Below are 16810 nucleotides of genomic sequence, written 5' to 3'. Positions count from 1 at the left end.
CCCAGCGCGCATCCGCACCGGACCGGCGGCCTCGCCCAGGACCCTCCAGGAGCGAGCACTGCAAGCAGGCCAGGTCACACCTTCGGACCCCTCGCCGGACAGCACGAAGCACCGGCCACCGTGCTGGCGGCCGGTGCTTCGTCCCGTCGGACCTCGGGCTGGTCTACCAGTGCTCGTGGTGGTCGCAGCGCATGTCGTACTCGTCGTGTTCGTCGTGCTTGTGGTGCTTGATCGTGGTGGGGTCGGTGGCGGTGTGGGTGGTGGTGTCGCCGCCCCCGGTGACGGTCGCGGAGTTCGTGACCTCGTCGTCGGCCCGGCAGGACACATCGACCTGCAGCGTGATGGGCGGGTAGCTGCTCCCGGCGGGAAGGGCGTCACTGCGGGTGCAGGTGAGCGTGCCCCGGTCACAGGTCCAGCCGGTGCCGCTGATGCTGTCGGCCTTGAGCCCTGCGGGGAGGGTGTCGTGCACGGTGACCGTGGTGCCGTCGGTCGGAGCGGCCCCGGCAGCGTTGCCGACGGCGATGGTGTAGGTGCCGTCCCGCCCCTGGGTGAAGTGCCTGGCGTGGGTCTTGGTGATGGTCAGGGACGGGACCGTGTAGGAGATGATCACCTGGCCGCTGTGGTTCGCCGTCCCGATCGTCGAGAGCGCGTAGCTCGTGCCGGTACCCGTGGGGGCGGCGAAGCTGCTGCCCCCACCACCCCCTCCCCCACCTGCTGAGGTGCCCCTGTTGTTGACGGCGCCGCTGCCGCCGCCCCCGCCGGCGAAGTACCCGCCCCCACCGCCGCCACCAGTAGCGATGGCAGAAGCGGCGCAGCCGCCGTCGAAGCTGCCCCCGGCGCCACCGGTACCGACCGTGGCACCCAAGAACCCGCTCCCCGGCCCACCGTTCATGACCGCACAGAGCGGAACGGTGCCGGCAGCCCCGCCGGCACCCCCGGTGCTCGTGCTGGTGCTGCCACCGCCCCCGCCCTGCCCCGGCGAAGCCCCAGGGCCGGTGGCACTTCCCGAGGTGCCGCCGGTGGCGTCCGGCGTTGTCCCGCCGTTGCCCCCGTTCCCTCCCCCGGAGCCCGCTCCGGTGCCACCGGCGGCACCGCCGCCCCCGGCGACCACCAGCAGGGAACCGCCCGTGCTGACGCTGGAGGCCCCGCCCCCACCCGGGCCCTCGAAACGAAAACCGGTGAGCGGAAAACCTCCCCCTGGGGCGCCGCCGTTGAACCCGCCGGCACCCGGCGTCCCGGTGCCGTTGCAGCCTTTGCCACCGGTGCCGCCGACGTTGATGGTGAAGGTCGTCGATGTGGTGGTCTGCGGCAGGGTGGTCACCACCCGCGCCCCCGCCCCACCGGTCCCCGTGACGGAACAGGCGGTGCCGGTGTTGTCGGCGCCGCCGGCACCGTCCGCGGTGATCGTCACCACCGCCGCCGCCGGAACCGTCAGGGTCTGCGAAGCGCCGGTGAAGGTGAAGGTCTGCGACGGATCAGCCCGCTGCGTCCGCACCGGCACGGCCCCCACCGGCGCGGCGGTCGCCGGTGGAGCCGTGGCCGCCAGCAGTGCCATACCGGACAGCAGCGCGCTCCCCACCGACACCACCCCCGCACGGCGCTCCCCGCGCCGTCCACCCGAGCCGACCGGATCGGATGCGACAACGGCACCGCCCGGGGGCGCCTCACCGGCCAGGGCCCTGTTGGACACGGCCACGGGCCACTGACGGCTGACCCGGTACCACGGCGGATCGCCCTGTCCACGAGTACGAGCGCTCATCCGCAGGTTCACCTCTCCTCACAACAAAGCGCCCCGCACCCCCGCGCGACAAGGCGCAAGCGACACAGAACACCTGACGAAAAATCATGACAAACTACCATTAGACGCCCATACCTGATCACTTCGAGGTAGCGGGACAATGAGAAACCCCGCGTGTCGCAACGCCCCGCGCGAGCCGACGAGGGACCGGCATCCGAGCAGGTCACCGTCTGGTCCTGACGCACTCGGGATGATCCGGTCGCCGGTCCCCGAAGCCCGCTTCGAGGCCGGCCTCGACTGAGCGCGGGCCTGGGCGAAGGGCCACGCGGGGCCAGCCACGGCCACCGGGGCCGCGGGTCCACCTGCGGCCGCCGCACACCCAGCTGCAGCTGCTCCCCCAGCTCCCGCCGAACGCCCACCGGCACCGTGCGCAGGTGCTTCCTGCGCGCCATCCTGGGAGGGGCGGCACCGTCCGGCACCCCGCCCCGCTACAACTCCGAGGGGGCCCGCAAGAACCAACAGGTCTTGCGTCAAGTCCTGGAGGATCCCATGACCAATCTGGTCGACTGGCGCTCCTGCTACAAATGCCAGACCCTGTTCTTCGACATTCTTCCGGAGAAAGGCGCATGCCCTGCCGGCCAAGGACACAAAGCCTTCGGCTTCGCATACAGCTTCCCCTCCGACGCGACGGAGACCCCCACCCAGCAGACGAACTGGCGCCGGTGCGGCAATTGCTGCGCCTTATTCTTCGACGGTTTTCCAGAAAAGGGCACATGCGCTGCGGGTGGCGGACACCAGGCGAGCGGCTACATGTGCACCGTCCGGCATGACGGTTCAGGAGACGCCCCGACCCAGCAAACGAACTGGCGCTACTGCGCCAATTGCTACGCCATGTTCTTCGACGGTTTTCCGGAGAAAGGTCTATGCGCTGCGGGCGGTGGACATCAGGCGAGCGGCTTGATATTCGTCATCGACCATTGGCCAGATGAACCCCAGGTCTACGTGGATTGGCAGGAGTTGGCAACCTTCGACCTCGTCAACAGCGCCCGTCGGCAGAACGGGTCCCCGGACGTATCGATAGACGCAGCGCTCGTCGGCGCGACACGCGCCCACAGCCAGGACCTCGCCGACCACCCCGGCCTGAAGGACCAGATATGGAACGGATGGCCCGGCCACATGGGATCGGACGGCAGTACACCACCAGAGCGGATCATGAGAGCCGTCGGAATTTCCGGCAGCGAGAACGTCTACTTCGGATGGTCCTCAGGAAACGCTCCTCCGCCCACACCCCAGGATGCGTTCAACTGGTGGATGAATGAACCAGCACACAGAGCCAACCTCCTCGACCGAAATCACACACGGGCCGGCCTGGGAACGGCCTATGGGCCCGGCACATCTCCCGACGGGAGTCCGGCTACTTACTTCTATTTCACACAAGACTTCATCGACTAAGGGCAGCGTCTTGGTGAATTGAGGCACAAGGCTCCGAGCAGCCCTCGGCCGTCAGACCAGTCGGCGGAGCACGTCGTAAGTGGTCGAGGACTGGAGGTCCGGGCGTGGGCAGTTGAGTGCTTGGCGGCCGACGAGGGCGGTGCGGGTTCCGGCTCGCTGACCGGCGGCGACGTCGCTTGGCGAGTCTCCGACCATCCAGGATCGGGTGAGATCGAGTCCGAGGTCGTGGGCGGCTTGGTGGAGCATTCCCGGAGCCGGTTTCCGGCACTGACAGGCGCTTCGGTACGCGGGAAGGGTGCCTTCCGGGTGGTGAGGGCAGGCGTAGACGGCATCGAGATGAACGCCGTGGTGTGCGAGGAGCAGGGTCAACCGGTCGTGCATGGCGCTCATGGTCTCCGCAGTGAAGAACCCGCGGGCCACACCGCTCTGGTTGGTGACGACGACGAGGGCGTAGCCCGCTTGTTGGAGGGCCAGCAGTGGTGCCTCGATGCCTGGTTGGAGGACCAGCTCGGCGGGGTGGGAGGGGTAGTGGCGGGGTTCGGTCAGGGTGCCATCGCGGTCGAGGAACACGGCCTTCCGGCGCCGTTCCGGATGTGGCCTGTGCCTCGGGTCATTCTGTCGCACGGCCGTCACTGTGTGCTGGCCGACGAATACCACCGTGCCGGTGACCGGGATGCTGCCGCCGAGGATCATCTGACGCCCGCCCGCTGGGCGACGTGGTGAATCCGGCCGGTGGTGGAGTGGCCGTCGAGGAACGGCACGGTGACGACTTCTCCTCCCCAGCTTTCGACGAGGTCGGCTTCGGCGAGCCGTTGGCCTGCGTAGTCGCCGCCTTTGACCCAGATGTCCGGGCGGAGCTCGGCCAGCACCCTTGCGGGGGTGTCCTCGTCGAAGACGATCACGCCGTCCACACAGTTCAGGGCTGTCAGCAGCATGGCGCGTTCGCGTTCGCCCACGACCGGCCGGCTCTCGCCTTTGAGGCGGCGAACGGAGGCGTCGCTGTTGATGCACACGACCAGAACGTCGCCCAGGCGCCGGGCCTGGTCGAGCAGGGAGAGGTGGCCGGCGTGCAGCAGGTCGAAACAGCCGCCCGCCCCGACGACCTTGCCGCCCTGCGCGCGTACCCGGGCGGCGTGCTCCAGCGGGCCCGTGCACCAGGGGGCGGGCACGACGGCCAGGGAGGCAGGGCCGCCTGCTTCGATGTAGCTGGTGGCAGCTTCGACAGCTGCGGCCACGGCGTGGGAGGGCAGCCGTTCGGCGGCGAGCGTCATAGCTGCGGTGACCGCCAGTTGGTCGCCGGCTCCGCAGGTGTCGCCGGCCGCGTATCTGGCCGGGACTGCCAGGGGGTGGCCGTCGGGATTCGTGACCAGGACCGCGCCGTTGCGGCCGCGTGTGATCGCCAGCTGCTTCACGGGCCAGATGGCCAGCAGTCGGACGGCGCGGGCCGTGTCGCCCGCCAGGTCGCGAGGTCCGGTGTGTCCGCTGAAGGCGAATGCCTCCTCGGCGTTCGGGACGGCCAGGGCGGTGCCGGGAACCGGCGCTGTGCCTCTGGGGTGCGGGTCCCACACCAGTGAACGGCCGGCTGCGGCCGAGGTGAGGGCTTGGCGGAGTTCCGGGTGGGAGGTGATGCCGCGCCCGTAGTCGCACACCAGGACTGCCTCGGCGGTGGCCAGCCGGGCATGCGCCAGTTCTGGCAACGGTCCGAGTGGAAGTGGGCAGGTGTCCGTGTCGAGCCGGAGCACAGTGCGGTCGGCGGTGCGGATGCGGGTCTTGATCGGGGTGGTCCCGCCGGTTGCCAGATCAATGACCTCGATCCCGGCTTCGCCCAGCAGGGCGCGTACCTGCGCCCCGGATTCGTCGTGTCCGGTACCGCAGACGAGGGTGACGCGCCAGCCGGGGGTCCGGGCGGCGAGGACGGCTGCCAGCCCGGCGCCGCCCGGCCGGTTGACGGTCTGGGTGCCGGAGACGACGGGGACGGGGGCTTCCGGGGAGAGGCGGTCTGCGGTCCCGGTGATGTCGCGGTCCAGCAAGACGTCGCCGACCACCACCAGTCGACGCGGGCCGTCCGGTTGTGTGTCGGCGGAGGGAGCGGGTCCGGTGAGGTGGGTGTCGATGCCGGCACACAGCAGGTGTACGGCGACCAGGTGGCATTCCTGGACGGTGGCGGCTTGGGCGGCGTCCACGGACACCGCCTCGTCGCTCACGTCGGAGAGGGGGTTCGGGCCGGGGCCGGTCAAGGCCCATACGGTGAGGCCTGCTTCCCGGCCGGCGCGGGCGGCGGCGAGCACGTTGGGACTGGTACCGGAGGTGGAGAGGAGGAGCAGGACGTCGCCAGGGCGCCCGTGTGCACGGACCTGCCGGGCGAAGACCTCCTCGGGCCCGTAGTCGTTGGCTATGGCGGTGACCGATGAGGAGTCGGCGTGCAGCGCAATCGCGGAGAGCGGGGCGCGCTCGGCGCGGAACCGGCCGACCAGTTCGGCCGTCAGGTGCTGGGCCTCGGCTGCTGACCCGCCGTTGCCCGCGACCAGCAGTCGCCTCCCGGCAGCCAGGGCAGGGGCGAGGATCCGACCCCAGCGGTCCAGGACATCGGTGTCGAGGTGGTGCAGCGCCTGGACGAGGGCGCGGATGTGTTCTTCGCCCGATGGAGCCATGAAGTGCCTCCGGAAGGGGAGTTGAGGGGGAGGACGCAGCCGGTGGGTGCGCGGTCACACCGACTCGGGTGCGGAGCCATGACGGACACGTTGGGCCTGATACCGGAGGAGGACGCCGGTCAGGAGAAGCCACGACGCTGCTACGGCCACCTCGTGTGCCACCGCCCCCCATACCTGACCCGTCGTACCGATCCGCACCGCGTTCAGGCCGGCGCCCAGGGGTAGCGCCTGGCCGATCAGGTGAAGGATTCCGTCCGGATCAACAGGAACGACCACGCCGCCGCAGAGCAGTATGAGGTAACCGACGAAATTGACAGCCATTCCCTCGTCCAGGCCGAGGAGAACGAGCGCGCAGCAGAGCATTCCTGTGCAGAGACAGCCCATCGTGGTGAGGAGAACGAGGGGATACGCAGCCGCGACGTCGGCCGTCGCGCGCCAGCCGAGCATGGTGGGCCCAAGGACAACCAGGGCCACGAGTGACATGGCGAGCCCTTCGGCGACGTACACCCACGACCGCAGGAGCATGACGGCGAGCAGGGGGACGTTCCCGAGGCGCAGCCGGTACATGGTCCCTTGGGGGACTTCGGCGGTCACCACAGTGGACACGTGGCTGGTGACCGCTGCGACCGGAGCGAAGACGACGGCTCCGACGAACGCGTACGCACGTCCGGTGGCTCCCCCAGCGAGTTGCCCGAGGAGGGTGAAGAAGGCGACCTGGAAGACCGTCCGAATCGCCACGCTGGACGACGCCGCCAAGCCGGCTGAGGCGACCCGATAGTCCTTCCCCGAGAGACGGCAGATCCGCAGGCCGACGGTGAGCGCACTTCGGACGGATTCAGGCAAGCTCAAGGGTCCCCTTGACTCGGCCGCGCCGCAGCACAGCATTGAACGCGTACACCCCACAGGCGAGGTAGAGCACGGTCAGGATCAGCACGCCCGCCAGGTGAACGGAGGCAGGCGCCCGGCCGTGGGCGGCATCGTGCACCAACTCGGCCAGATGGTGCAGGCTGACAGCCTGGGCCGGCCAGCGCAGCACCGGAGCGAGGAGATCCGGCGGAATGACGATGCCGCCGAGAACGAAGACCGGGTAGCCGAGGGCCTCGACGACGCGCAGACCCGCTCGGGACAGAAGGACCACGCAGCTCAGGAGGAGCCCCATGGCTGCTGCGGAGGCGACGGCCGCGACAGTGACGAGTACGGCCGCCGACGGCCGGGGAAGCTGTGGGTGCAGCCCGAGGACGGGCACGGCGACAACCACCGCGGCCAGCGTGCGCACCAGTCCCGCCGCAGCAACCCCGAGCGTCTTGCCGAGAAGGACGGACAGCAGGGAAACAGGGCGAACCAGCAGTGCCGCGAGGGTTCCCTGGGCCGCCTCACGGCGCAGTAGCGTTCCCGCGCCCCACAGGGTGGACGACCACAGTCCGATCATCACGCAACCGAACACGACCTCGGTCGCCTGTCCGGAGTCGGTACTCGCGGTTCCCCGGGAGACTACGGCCAGGAGGACCACCGGCTGGATCACCGAGACGACCATCGCCGTTCTGACCCGGCCGGTCTCCCTGATCTGAAGCACGGCCGCGCGCCACACCGCCCACGCTTCCGTCCGCGCGGCACGCAGGGCGTCACCCACGATTCACGGCCAGTCGTCGTATCACGGCCTCGACACCGGGCGAGGCGACATCGATGTCCGTCACCGGATGCCGTCGTACGACCTCGGCCAGTCGGGCGAGCACGTCCGCGTCCCAGGCTCCGACCTGGAAGGCAAGTCTCCAGCCGTCCTCGTCCTGCTGGATCCGCACGGACGCGTTGGCCAGGAGTTCGGCAGCGTCACGCGGCGCGACGCCTGGGCCGGACAAGCTCACCTCCGCAGTGAAACCCGCCTGCCGCCGGAACTCGTTGACGGGCAGGTCGTGGGAGACCGAGCCGGATTCGAGCAGCACGACTCGGCCCGCCAGGCGGTCGATGTCGGTCGGGTAGTGACTGGTGAGGAGCACCGCCGTGCCCGTGCCGGCGAGCCGCGCGACGGCCTCGCGGACCCGCTCCCCCTCCAGGAGGTCCAGGCCGATCGTCGGCTCGTCCAGCATGAGCAGGCACGGCTGGTTCAGCATTCCCACGGCCAGGTGGAGGCGTTGCCGCATGCCTTTGGAGAACGTCTCGACCCGGCTCTCGGCCCGTTCGGCGAGCCCGACCTCCTCCAGGGCCGCCAACGAGCGGTCGCGCAGGTGGCGGTGCGGGCCGGACAGGCCGCCGAAGAACATGATGTTGTCCAGGGCCGAGAGCCGGGGGTACAACCCCCGGTCTCCGCCGAAGACGACACCGATGTGACGGCGTGCCCGGCGTGCCTGCCCGGCCAGGTCGGCACCGCAGACCGCAGCCCCTCCCGCTGACGGGAGGAGCAGCGTCGAGAGGATCTTCAAGAGCGTGGTCTTGCCCGCACCGTTGTCTCCGAGCAGTCCGACGATCTCCCCGGCACGCACCGTGAAACTGACGCCACGCAGCGCCTCGACAGGCGGGGTTCCGGGAAATGCCCTGCGCAGGTTCTCCACTCGCAGGACTTCCCCGTCCGGCTGACACGGCCTCACGACAACCCCATTACACGTCACCTCGCGGTATCTCGGATTCATCACATGCGCCCGTCCACGATCCCCGGGCCGGCGTGGTACCGGCCCGGGGGCGGAATCCGGCTTCCGCGCGCGGGTCGCCGGGCGACCGGCTAGATCACGCCGTCGGCACGAAAGAACTGCTGGATCTGCGCGATGCGCTCCTCCTTGGTCATGTTGGTCACCTCCTCTCGGAATCGGACAACGGGCCTCCCCTGTCACTGCTGCCGCCTTCGTTGCCCAGGCTCAGAGCCTGCCCGGGCTGTCGGCGACGTCGGGGAGGAAGCTCACGAAGTCGACGTCCTTGCGCCGGCCGGTGCTGTGGAAGTCGCCGTCGTCGACTTCCCGCACCCGGCACCGGACGTCCGTGCCGAGGACGTCCGCGAGACTGCGGGTCAGCTCCGTCGCGTCCGCAGCGGTGAACGCAGGAGCGGGCGAGACCAGCACGGACACGGAGAAGTCGGCCTCCTGCACGACTTGGTAGCGGCGGACCGGGTGGCGGCGGACAGCCCGGACGGCCCAGAGCACGGGGACCGCCGTCCCGTCCGGCCGGCGAAGCTCCCCCGGGTTCCGCCCCTCCACCAAGTCCATCACCTTGTGCGGGAGGCCACACGCGCACGGCGCCCCTGCCAGCGAGCCGAAGTCCCCCGTCCGGTAGCGGATGAGGGGCATCGCCAGATTGGTCAGATCGGTGATCACGACCTCCCCGACGCTGCCCTCCGGCGCCGGCACACCATCGTCGTCGACGACCTCCAGCCACAGCCGCTCCGACTCGATGTGGTAGGAGCCCAGCGCACACTGCACCGCGATGGTGCCGACTTCCTTCATCGCGTACATGTCGGTCACCGTCAGCCCGAAGAAGTCCGCGAGTGCCTCCCGAGCGGCGGGGACGAGAAGCTCCCCGCACGACACGACGGACCGCACCGACGGCAGGCGGCCGCCGTGCTGCCCCAACAGCCCCATGAAGTCCATGAGGTTACGCGGAGACCCCGTCAGCACGTCGGGGCGGAAGCCCCTCGCCCGGTCGGCGAACCCGGCACGGTCGGGTGCCGTGCGTCCGGCCGTGCCGAACTGCGCAACGCGCGAGAACCCCATCCCGGGAGAGGTGTACTCGAACCAGTGGTCGAGTCGCGCGAGACACGGCATCAGCACCTTTCGGTCGAACGCCAACCCCGCTCGCTCGTTCCGGACGAGCGCGGTGGCCCACTCGTGGACGAACGCGTCGTCATGGCGGATCATCCGCAACGGCACACCACTGGTCCCCGACGTTTCCAGGACCCTGCACACCGCCGGGTCGATGTCGTCATCGCAGTGGTCGATCATGCCCTCGGCAAGCTGACGCTTGCCCACCAATGGGAAGGCGGACAGTACCCGCCACGGATCCGCGCCGCCGTCGACCGTGATCCCGGTCCGCCGGTACGCCGGGACCGCATCGACGGCGTGCCGGAGCACCGCTGTCAGCCGCTCGCGCTGCATCTCCCTGATCCGTCCGGGCCGCTGCGCGAGTTCGGAGTACAGCGTGCGCTCCCCGTAGATCTGCGGAAAGAGCAGTCCCTCATGAACCATCTGCGAGTGCCAGTGCCGCTCGTTCTCTGTTCCCACCAACGGATCGAATTGCCGCCGCACAGTCCCACTCCACCATTTCATGTCCACCGGAAGAGTCCGAAGAGTCGTCTCCCGCTACTCCTCGGGGACATTCAGCGATCGCTGCCCGGGACCCCCTACGCCCAACCAGCGTGGCGTCACTCCATGCCTCGGCTGCCCCACCAGTCTCATCGCCGCCGGGCACTTTCCGGCTGGGCGTCGCCAGAGGCCTGCGGGCAGTGTCATGTCGAGTCATCTCATTCGGGCTTCCAGGCTGATCGCACGAGGTTCTTCGAGCGGCTTGTGCCGCCACCCTGGACTACGGCCGAAGGGCCGGTTCCGGCTCACCCGAACCGCTCATGGCGGGACGGACCCGGTTCAACGGGTGGCACCAGCTACACAGAGCGGCCGGCTCCGCAGTGTGGCGGAGTGCGCCAGCACCAGCCGGATCGCGAACTACAGCCGTCGTGAGAACACGGGAACCCTGCTCAGCAGCCAGAAAGCGCTGCTCGTACCGAGGCCGTAGGCGAGGTGGGCGGTCAAATCATCGCCCAGCGTCTTGGCGTCGTACCTCCAGATGGGTTTGTAGAGTCCCGCGATCGGAAGCACCACGTATCCGCTGAGCCACACGAGCGCACCGTACGGGAGCCCGTACAGGACGTGGGGCTTGCGCAGCGAGGCGCTGGCGATGCCGTAGAAGGCCGCGTTGCCCACTCCGTAGGACCAGTGCATCAACGTGCTGACGGGGAACGCCGCGCTGTCCGGCAGCTCGCGCCGGGTGAAGGCCTCGACCAGGCGCTTCCCGACCTGCCCGGGGTCCGGCGCCTCCTGCCAGGTGCGGACCGGGGCGAACTCCCAGTGCAGGGCGTTGTGTTCGCCGCCGGCCCGGCGCTGGCGCAGGAACCGCGCGGCGTCCATGCAGACGGTGCCGACCACTCCCGCCGCCAGGCCCGCACCGACAGCGCCGAGCGGAGTCAGCTGCTTGCGAGTGCGCATAGGTCGATCGCTCCCGATCCCGGTTCTTTCAGAAGCCGGCGCTCTGGCCGCCGTCGACGTGCAGGATCTCGCCGGTGACGAACGAGGCCTGTTCGAGGTGCATGATCGTCGAGATTCATGACCGCCTCGACGACGGCGGCGTACCCGCGCCTGCGGTACGCGCGCGGCGACGGCGCCCACCGGTTTTAACTCTACTCGTCGCCGTGCCCCGGCGCCGCGCAGAGCCCTTCGGGTGCGGTCGGCGGCCGACCGTACGACGCTGGAGGCAGGCACCGGCCTGTCGAGCGCGGGAGGAGCACAGGTCATGGCCGTTCTGATCGCCGTGAACGTCGGCATGCCCAAGGACGTCCCCTGGCAGGGCAGGACCACCCGCACCGGCATCTGGAAGTACCCCGTCGCCGGTCCCGTGATGGCGCGCCGGCTCAACCTGGACGGCGACGGGCAGGGTGACCTCGCCGGGCACGGCGGCGAGCAACGAGCAGTGCTGGTCTACCAGTTGAGCTCCTACCGCCACTGGCAGAAACACCTGGAGCGGGACGACTTCACGTACGGCCAGTTCGGCGAGAACCTCACCGTGGACGGACTCGCCGACGACGAGGTGTGCATCGGTGACCGCTACGGGATCGGCGGTGCGGTCTTCGAGGTCACCCAACCCCGCGTGACGTGCTACCGCGTGGGGTTGCGGCTCGGCGAGCCGCAGATGGCCGCCCTGCTGGTGTCCCATCGCCGCCCGGGCTTCTACATGCGGGTGCTGACCGAAGGGCCGGTGCGGGCCGGCGACGAGATCGTGAAGATCGCCTCGGGCCCCGAGGAGATGACCGTCGCGGAGATCGACGCGCTGCTCTACCTGCCCGGCCACGCCCGGCCGCAGCTCGAACGGGCCCTGCGCATCACCGCGTTGAGCCCCGGCTGGAAGACGTCGCTGCGAGCCCTGCTCGACGACGCGGACCGCGGCCCCGGCGCCGCGGGTGGAAACCGCGGGCTGACCACCAGCAGCCCGCCGCCGGCCTGGCCCGGGTTCCGTCAGCTCGAAGCCGCCCGCATCGAACCGGAGAGCGCGGACATCTTCTCGCTCACTCTGGCAGCGGTCGACGGCGAACCGCTCCCCGCCGCCCTGCCGGGGCAGTTCCTCACGGTCCGCCTGCGGCCGGACCCACAGGCCTCCCCGATCATCCGCAGCTACTCGCTCTCCGGCCGACCGGGCGCCGAGACGTACCGCATCAGTGTCAAGCAGGAGCCGAACGGCGTCGCCAGCACCTACCTGCGCCAGCACGTGAAGGTGGGTGACGTCCTCGATGTCGCCGCTCCGCGCGGCACGTTCCTGCTCGCGGACGCGGACACTCCTGTCCTGCTACTGTCCGCCGGTGTCGGCGCCACCCCGGTCCTGGCCATGCTGCACGCCCTGGCCGCGGAGCACTCGCAGCGCGCGGTGTGGTGGCTGCACGCGGCCCGGGACGGCGAGAACCACCCGTTCGCCGGCGAAGTACGCGCACTGCTCTCCCAGCTGCCCGCAGGCCGGTCATTCGTCTCCTACAGCCGTCCGTCCGGGTTCGACCGCCCAGGTGTCGACTACATGGTCAGCGGGCGGTTCAGTCCCGAACGGATCCGCAGCCTGGAACCGCCTCCGGACGCCGACGCCTACATCTGCGGGCCGAACGCGTTCATGCGGGACATGACCGGAGCCCTCCAGGCCTGCGGCCTGCCGCCCTCCCGGATCCACACCGAGGTCTTCGGGGCCACGTCCGCCATCACCCCCGGCGTGGTGACCGGCCCCGCCCGGACACCGCACCAGCCGGCCGCTCCCCCCGGCGGCCGCCCGGGGCCGTCCGTAGCCTTCGCGCGCAGCGGGCTGATCGTCCCCTGGCACCCTGACTACGGGACGCTGCTCGGACTCGCCGAGGCGTGCGACGTGCCCGTGCGCTGGTCCTGCCGCACCGGAATCTGCCACACCTGCGAGACCGCGCTCCTCTCCGGCCACGTCGACTACGCCCCGCAGCCCCTGGAGCCCCCCGCCGCGGGAAGCGCGCTCATCTGCTGCTCGACGCCCCCGGCCGACGTGGTCCTGGACATGTGACCGGATGTGTCCGTAGCCGGGGGCGCCACCGTCGGCGGCGCGATACGTGTGCCAGAGCGCCGACGGAGCACCGGGTTGCGCGCGGTCGGCGCAGCTGCCTAGCGTGGTTGCGAGGGGCATCCCGCCGAACCCGCTCCTGGCATGCGTCCGAGAGGGGATTTCTGCCATGGCAAAAGTGCTTTTCATCGTCAGCGGAGCCACCTACTGGGTGTTGAAGGACGGCACGCGGCACGCGACCGGCTACTGGGCCGAGGAGTTCGCGAACCCGTACAAGATCCTCACGGACGCCGGTCACGAGGTCGTCGTCGCGACGCCGAACGGTGTGACGCCGACCGTCGACATGATGAGCCTGCGCCCCGAGATGGTCGGCGGAAACGACAGCGCCCTGGAACTGGAGGCCATCATCCGTTCCGCGGAGGTGCTGCGCCGACCGCTGCAGCTGTCGGACGTGCGCCTGGAGGACTACGACGCGGTCTACCTGCCGGGCGGTCACGGTCCGATGGCGGACCTGGCGTGGGACGCCGACGTGGGGCGGCTGCTGACCCGGCAACTGGCCTCGGGCAAGCCGCTGTTCATCGTCTGCCACGGTCCCGCCGCGATGTTGGCCACCAGGATCCACGGTGAGTCGCCGTTCAAGGGCTACCACATCACCTGCTTCACCGACGAGGAGGAAGACGGCGTCGGACTCGCCTCCAGGGTGCCGTGGCTGCTGGAGACCGACGTGAAGGCGAAGGTCGGGGTCGACTTCAGCCGCGGTCCCGTCTGGGAGCCCTACATGGTCGAGGACCGCAACCTGGTGACCGGACAGAACCCGGCCTCGGCCGCGGTCCTCGGGAACCGGATGCTGGAGATCCTCAAGTGACCAGCCCTGGAGCGATCCCGCCCAGACACGCGCCCGCGTCACAGGACGTCGGGCACGTGGTGTTCCGAGCGAAAGGGCCATGACGGTGGAAGCGACGGTTGCCCGGGCCCTGCTGGACCAGCACTGGGCCGCATCGAACAGCGGCGACGCGGACGCGGAACACGACATCTACGCCGACGACGTCATCGTCGAGTACCCGCAGTCCGGCGAGGTCATCCGCGGCAGGAGCAACATCCAGGCACTGCGCACCCAACATCCCGCGGTCCGGACCTTCACCGTGCGCAGGATCCTCGGATCCGGCGACCTCTGGGTCACCGAATTCGTGCTCACCTATGACGGCAAACCCACGCAGACGGTGAGCATCATGGAGTTCTCGGCAGGGCGCGTGGTGAGGGAGACGCAGTACTTCGCCGACCCGTTCGACCCGCCGGCCTGGCGGTCGCAGTGGGTCGAACCCGGGGAGTGATCCGCCGCTGGTCTGCGGCCGCGACCTCGAACACACCCGAACTCGCCGAGCGCGCCGAGGCAGTGGCGGGCAACGTGGGCAGCCCCCCTCGGCGACGACCACAGTCAGCGCCTCGTTGGGGCAGACGGTGGCCAGTTGCTCCGTTGCCTCCCGCTCCGCGATGTCCTTGTCCGCCTCGGTAAACACCGTGCGAGTCACAGCGGCTGCCGCCAGTTGCGGTAGGCGTGCGGGGGCTCGGCGAAGCCTCTGTCGCTGAACGGGTTCGGCAGCGTGCCACCGAGTGTGCCGAGGAGGAAATCGCCGAAGCCCGCCCCGAATCGGACCCAGCGTTCCTCCCCGTAGAGGGGCTGGCGCTTGAAGACGACGACGTCCCAGCTGTCCGGGTCCTGGCTGTCGCAGAGCCAGAAGGCCACGTCGCCATTGGCGCTCCTCGCGAAGGGGAGAAGCCTCCCCTCCTTCAGGTTCTCCGGGGCGGTGCCGGTAGGGGCCGCCGGTTCCTCCGCCGGGTCGAAGTCCAGTCCGTCGACGAGGTCGCCGTACGGGGAGCCGGCCGCCGGCGGTGTGCTGACGCCGAGGTACTCGTCCAGCTCGCCGCCGCCGTAGAGCGTGACGAAGTCACGGTAGTCGGCGGGAAGGCGAAGGCCCGTGGTCCGTGCCAGCTCGTCCCACTCGATGGTGTCGCCCGGGATGCTCGGCTGCCCAAGCAGGGCCGAGAGACGGGCGATGGCAGGGTGGACCATGGCGGTGTCTCCTCCGTGGGGTGGGGTTCGATCAGTCACCGTACTGCCCGGCGTCCTGACCGGTGCCGCTGTGGATCGACCTGCCGAGATTCTTCCAGCAGCTCCCTGCTGTGTAGACCCGCAGCCACAACCGGTGAACACCCGGCATCGACTGAGACCCCCCAGGATCGGTGGGAACCCGGTCCCGGCGACCGCCCGAACAAAGTCCGGCGAGGATGCGGAGCACCTTCGGGCTTCGCTCGGAGCCGGTGGCGTTCGGGTGCCGCCCATGTACGGCACCGCGTACCGGGTACGGCCGGGTGTTGGGGTCTGACGGCGCGGCCGGTGTGGAAAACCTGTGGCCGGGCGCGGGCACGGGCGGTTGACTGGCACCGGACACGACACTGACCGACCAAGGGGGGTTCGTGGAGGATCCGCAGTTCACGATCGTGGTGAGCGGTGGCTCGCCTGGCGGGGCGACGGCCCTGAAGGCGGTACGCGCGGTCACCGGCCTGAGTCTGTGGCACAGCAAGCAGCTCCTGGACAGCGCACCCGCCACCGTACGGGAGGACGTTCCGTTCGAGATCGCCGCCCCCGCAGCCCGCCAGCTGCGCCGGGCCGGCGTGCCCGCCTCCGTCCGGTGCGACTGGTGCCGGCGCACCCTGCCCGACGACGGTACCCCCGTCGCCCCCGGGCCCTGCACCTCCTGGGCCTGGCCCACCGCCCACTGCCAGGCCAACTCCCTCACCACCTGCGACTGCGGCTACTGCACCGCCTACGGCCCCCTTCCCGGGCACACCGCCCACCACGGCACCTGAGCTCCCTGTCACCTGTACACAGGCCAGGCACATCGGGGCGGCGGTGGCCTACGGTCCTCGCTTTCGCAGCGCGACGAGACGGGGTGGGGGTGGGGGTGGGTGCCAGGCCGGATTGCGAGGCCGCCGGGCTATCTGGCGGCGGCCGCGCGGGCGGAGGACGGGTCCAGCGGCGCCGCAGAGGTCAGGTGGAGCGACTCCGCGACCTGAGTCAACTTCCTTGTCAGTTGGTATTGATGATGTATGGTCAGGTCAGTTTTGCAGGTCACGGCGGTGACGCTGCCGGTGGTGCCGGTGGTGCCGGTCCCGGCGTATCACCCCGGGATGGACTCCGGGATCGACCGCCGCCTGACCGGTCCGTCGTCGACGGTGTGACACCGGTGATCGGCATTGGGAGAGGCATCATGAACGGCAGGATCGTGACTCTGCTCGGCGCACCCGTACTGCTCGCGGGGACGGTGCTCGGGGCGGCCCCGGCGTACGCCGGCACCGGGGTGCGGGTCGACGGCGCGACCGTTTCCGGTGGCGCCTCGGCGACGGTGAACGTCACCATCGCGCACTCCTGCGACGCCGGCGGTTTCGTCGCGTCCGCGACCGTGACCGCCGAGGACCGTACGTCCGGCGCCCTTGGCTACGCACGTTTCACCCCGAACTGCACGGGCACGAATGTCCAAGTGACCGTCCCGGTCACGACTTTGAACCAGAGCCGCTACGTCGCGGGTGACACGGCGGCCGTCCGGGCCTCATTGCTCGACGCGACCGACACCGAGGTGGTCGGGAGCATCACCCGGCTCACCGTCGGTACCGCGTAGCCGGGCCGGCTGCGGACGGGGGGGCGGCCGCGCCCGCGGGC

Annotated in this window: 17 protein-coding genes; 8 read left to right on the top strand and 9 right to left on the bottom strand. The window is 70.0% G+C overall.

All coding sequences use genetic code 11. The features are described from left to right. Window positions 1–163: 163 nt before the first annotated feature. Entirely contained in the window at window positions 164–865 is a 702-nt protein-coding gene (locus tag ACFV6I_RS16425) for a hypothetical protein (protein ID WP_380425869.1), read from the bottom strand. Window positions 866–1127: 262 nt separating this feature from the next. Between ACFV6I_RS16425 and ACFV6I_RS16420 the strand changes: the two genes are divergently transcribed. Both ACFV6I_RS16420 and ACFV6I_RS16415 read left to right on the top strand, forming a co-directional pair. Further along, window positions 1128–1706: a hypothetical protein gene (locus ACFV6I_RS16420; protein ID WP_380425867.1), complete on the top strand. Its 579-nt coding sequence runs from the start codon at window positions 1128–1130 to the stop codon at window positions 1704–1706. Window positions 1707–2287: 581 nt separating this feature from the next. Beyond that, the gene (locus ACFV6I_RS16415) at window positions 2288–3190 is read left to right on the top strand and encodes a CAP domain-containing protein (RefSeq protein WP_380425865.1); all 903 of its coding nucleotides are present in this window, start codon (window positions 2288–2290) and stop codon (window positions 3188–3190) included. Window positions 3191–3241: 51 nt separating this feature from the next. Here the strand turns inward: ACFV6I_RS16415 and ACFV6I_RS16410 are convergent, their stop codons facing one another. From ACFV6I_RS16410 to ACFV6I_RS16380, 7 genes are all read right to left on the bottom strand, one after another. Beyond that, window positions 3242–3883, bottom strand: coding sequence for a D-glycero-alpha-D-manno-heptose-1,7-bisphosphate 7-phosphatase (locus ACFV6I_RS16410; protein ID WP_380425863.1), 642 nt, complete (start codon window positions 3881–3883; stop codon window positions 3242–3244). Further along, window positions 3880–5841 (bottom strand): D-glycero-beta-D-manno-heptose 1-phosphate adenylyltransferase, encoded by a 1962-nt coding sequence (gene rfaE2 / locus ACFV6I_RS16405; protein ID WP_380425861.1) that lies wholly within the window; start codon window positions 5839–5841, stop codon window positions 3880–3882. Before rfaE2 ends, ACFV6I_RS16410 begins: the two co-directional genes overlap by 4 nt. Window positions 5842–5895: 54 nt before the next feature. Next, entirely contained in the window at window positions 5896–6684 is a 789-nt protein-coding gene (locus tag ACFV6I_RS16400; protein WP_380425859.1) for an ABC transporter permease, read from the bottom strand. Next, window positions 6677–7471, bottom strand: coding sequence for an ABC transporter permease (locus tag ACFV6I_RS16395; protein WP_380425857.1), 795 nt, complete (start codon window positions 7469–7471; stop codon window positions 6677–6679). The genes ACFV6I_RS16400 and ACFV6I_RS16395 overlap by 8 nt, the downstream gene beginning before the upstream one ends. Beyond that, the gene (locus ACFV6I_RS16390) at window positions 7464–8387 is read right to left on the bottom strand and encodes an ABC transporter ATP-binding protein (RefSeq protein WP_380425855.1); all 924 of its coding nucleotides are present in this window, start codon (window positions 8385–8387) and stop codon (window positions 7464–7466) included. Before ACFV6I_RS16390 ends, ACFV6I_RS16395 begins: the two co-directional genes overlap by 8 nt. 300 nt (window positions 8388–8687) lie before the next feature. Next, a complete protein-coding gene (locus tag ACFV6I_RS16385; RefSeq protein ID WP_380425853.1) occupies window positions 8688–10043 on the bottom strand; it encodes a phenylacetate--CoA ligase family protein in 1356 nt (451 codons plus the stop codon). A 438-nt stretch (window positions 10044–10481) separates the two neighbouring features. After that, window positions 10482–11021, bottom strand: coding sequence for a hypothetical protein (locus ACFV6I_RS16380; RefSeq protein WP_380425851.1), 540 nt, complete (start codon window positions 11019–11021; stop codon window positions 10482–10484). A gap of 304 nt (window positions 11022–11325) precedes the next feature. Between ACFV6I_RS16380 and ACFV6I_RS16375 the strand changes: the two genes are divergently transcribed. The 3 genes from ACFV6I_RS16375 to ACFV6I_RS16365 all read left to right on the top strand — a co-directional run bounded on the left by ACFV6I_RS16375 (window position 11326) and on the right by ACFV6I_RS16365 (window position 14423). After that, complete coding sequence (locus ACFV6I_RS16375; protein WP_380425849.1) at window positions 11326–13095, top strand: MOSC domain-containing protein; 1770 nt, start codon at window positions 11326–11328, stop codon at window positions 13093–13095. A 166-nt stretch (window positions 13096–13261) separates the two neighbouring features. Beyond that, window positions 13262–13957: a type 1 glutamine amidotransferase domain-containing protein gene (locus tag ACFV6I_RS16370; protein WP_380337738.1), complete on the top strand. Its 696-nt coding sequence runs from the start codon at window positions 13262–13264 to the stop codon at window positions 13955–13957. Between the two features lie 79 nt (window positions 13958–14036). Next, the gene (locus ACFV6I_RS16365) at window positions 14037–14423 is read left to right on the top strand and encodes a nuclear transport factor 2 family protein (protein WP_380425847.1); all 387 of its coding nucleotides are present in this window, start codon (window positions 14037–14039) and stop codon (window positions 14421–14423) included. Between the two features lie 194 nt (window positions 14424–14617). Here the strand turns inward: ACFV6I_RS16365 and ACFV6I_RS16360 are convergent, their stop codons facing one another. Further along, window positions 14618–15163, bottom strand: a complete 546-nt coding sequence (locus ACFV6I_RS16360) for an SMI1/KNR4 family protein (protein WP_380425845.1) — start codon at window positions 15161–15163, stop codon at window positions 14618–14620. 404 nt (window positions 15164–15567) lie between these two features. Here ACFV6I_RS16360 and ACFV6I_RS16355 point away from each other — a divergent pair, with 404 nt between their 5' ends. The 3 genes from ACFV6I_RS16355 to ACFV6I_RS16345 all read left to right on the top strand — a co-directional run bounded on the left by ACFV6I_RS16355 (window position 15568) and on the right by ACFV6I_RS16345 (window position 16769). Next, window positions 15568–15960, top strand: coding sequence for a ribosomal protein L7/L12 (locus tag ACFV6I_RS16355; protein ID WP_380425843.1), 393 nt, complete (start codon window positions 15568–15570; stop codon window positions 15958–15960). A 240-nt stretch (window positions 15961–16200) separates the two neighbouring features. Continuing rightward, window positions 16201–16332: a hypothetical protein gene (locus ACFV6I_RS16350; protein WP_380425841.1), complete on the top strand. Its 132-nt coding sequence runs from the start codon at window positions 16201–16203 to the stop codon at window positions 16330–16332. A gap of 29 nt (window positions 16333–16361) precedes the next feature. Beyond that, window positions 16362–16769, top strand: a complete 408-nt coding sequence (locus ACFV6I_RS16345; RefSeq protein WP_380425839.1) for a hypothetical protein — start codon at window positions 16362–16364, stop codon at window positions 16767–16769. The last annotated feature ends 41 nt before the right edge of the window (window positions 16770–16810 follow it).

Origin of the sequence: Kitasatospora sp. NPDC059803 (assembly GCF_042732255.1) — a bacterium.
Classification (GTDB): domain Bacteria; phylum Actinomycetota; class Actinomycetes; order Streptomycetales; family Streptomycetaceae; genus Kitasatospora.
This window is presented reverse-complemented; position numbering and strand designations above follow the sequence as displayed.

What these genes read in the sequence shown, in the direction of transcription:
- ACFV6I_RS16415 (WP_380425865.1), top strand. Translation starts at nt 2,288, where the DNA reads ATGACCAATCTGGTCGACTGGCGCTCCTGCTACAAATGCCAGACCCTG.
- ACFV6I_RS16360 (WP_380425845.1), bottom strand. Translation starts at nt 15,163, where the DNA reads ATGGTCCACCCTGCCATCGCCCGTCTCTCGGCCCTGCTTGGGCAGCCG.
- ACFV6I_RS16350 (WP_380425841.1), top strand. Translation starts at nt 16,201, where the DNA reads ATGGTCAGGTCAGTTTTGCAGGTCACGGCGGTGACGCTGCCGGTGGTG.
- ACFV6I_RS16370 (WP_380337738.1), top strand. Translation starts at nt 13,262, where the DNA reads ATGGCAAAAGTGCTTTTCATCGTCAGCGGAGCCACCTACTGGGTGTTG.
- ACFV6I_RS16410 (WP_380425863.1), bottom strand. Translation starts at nt 3,883, where the DNA reads ATGATCCTCGGCGGCAGCATCCCGGTCACCGGCACGGTGGTATTCGTC.
- ACFV6I_RS16365 (WP_380425847.1), top strand. Translation starts at nt 14,037, where the DNA reads ATGACGGTGGAAGCGACGGTTGCCCGGGCCCTGCTGGACCAGCACTGG.
- ACFV6I_RS16380 (WP_380425851.1), bottom strand. Translation starts at nt 11,021, where the DNA reads ATGCGCACTCGCAAGCAGCTGACTCCGCTCGGCGCTGTCGGTGCGGGC.
- ACFV6I_RS16345 (WP_380425839.1), top strand. Translation starts at nt 16,362, where the DNA reads ATGAACGGCAGGATCGTGACTCTGCTCGGCGCACCCGTACTGCTCGCG.
- rfaE2 (WP_380425861.1), bottom strand. Translation starts at nt 5,841, where the DNA reads ATGGCTCCATCGGGCGAAGAACACATCCGCGCCCTCGTCCAGGCGCTG.
- ACFV6I_RS16375 (WP_380425849.1), top strand. Translation starts at nt 11,326, where the DNA reads ATGGCCGTTCTGATCGCCGTGAACGTCGGCATGCCCAAGGACGTCCCC.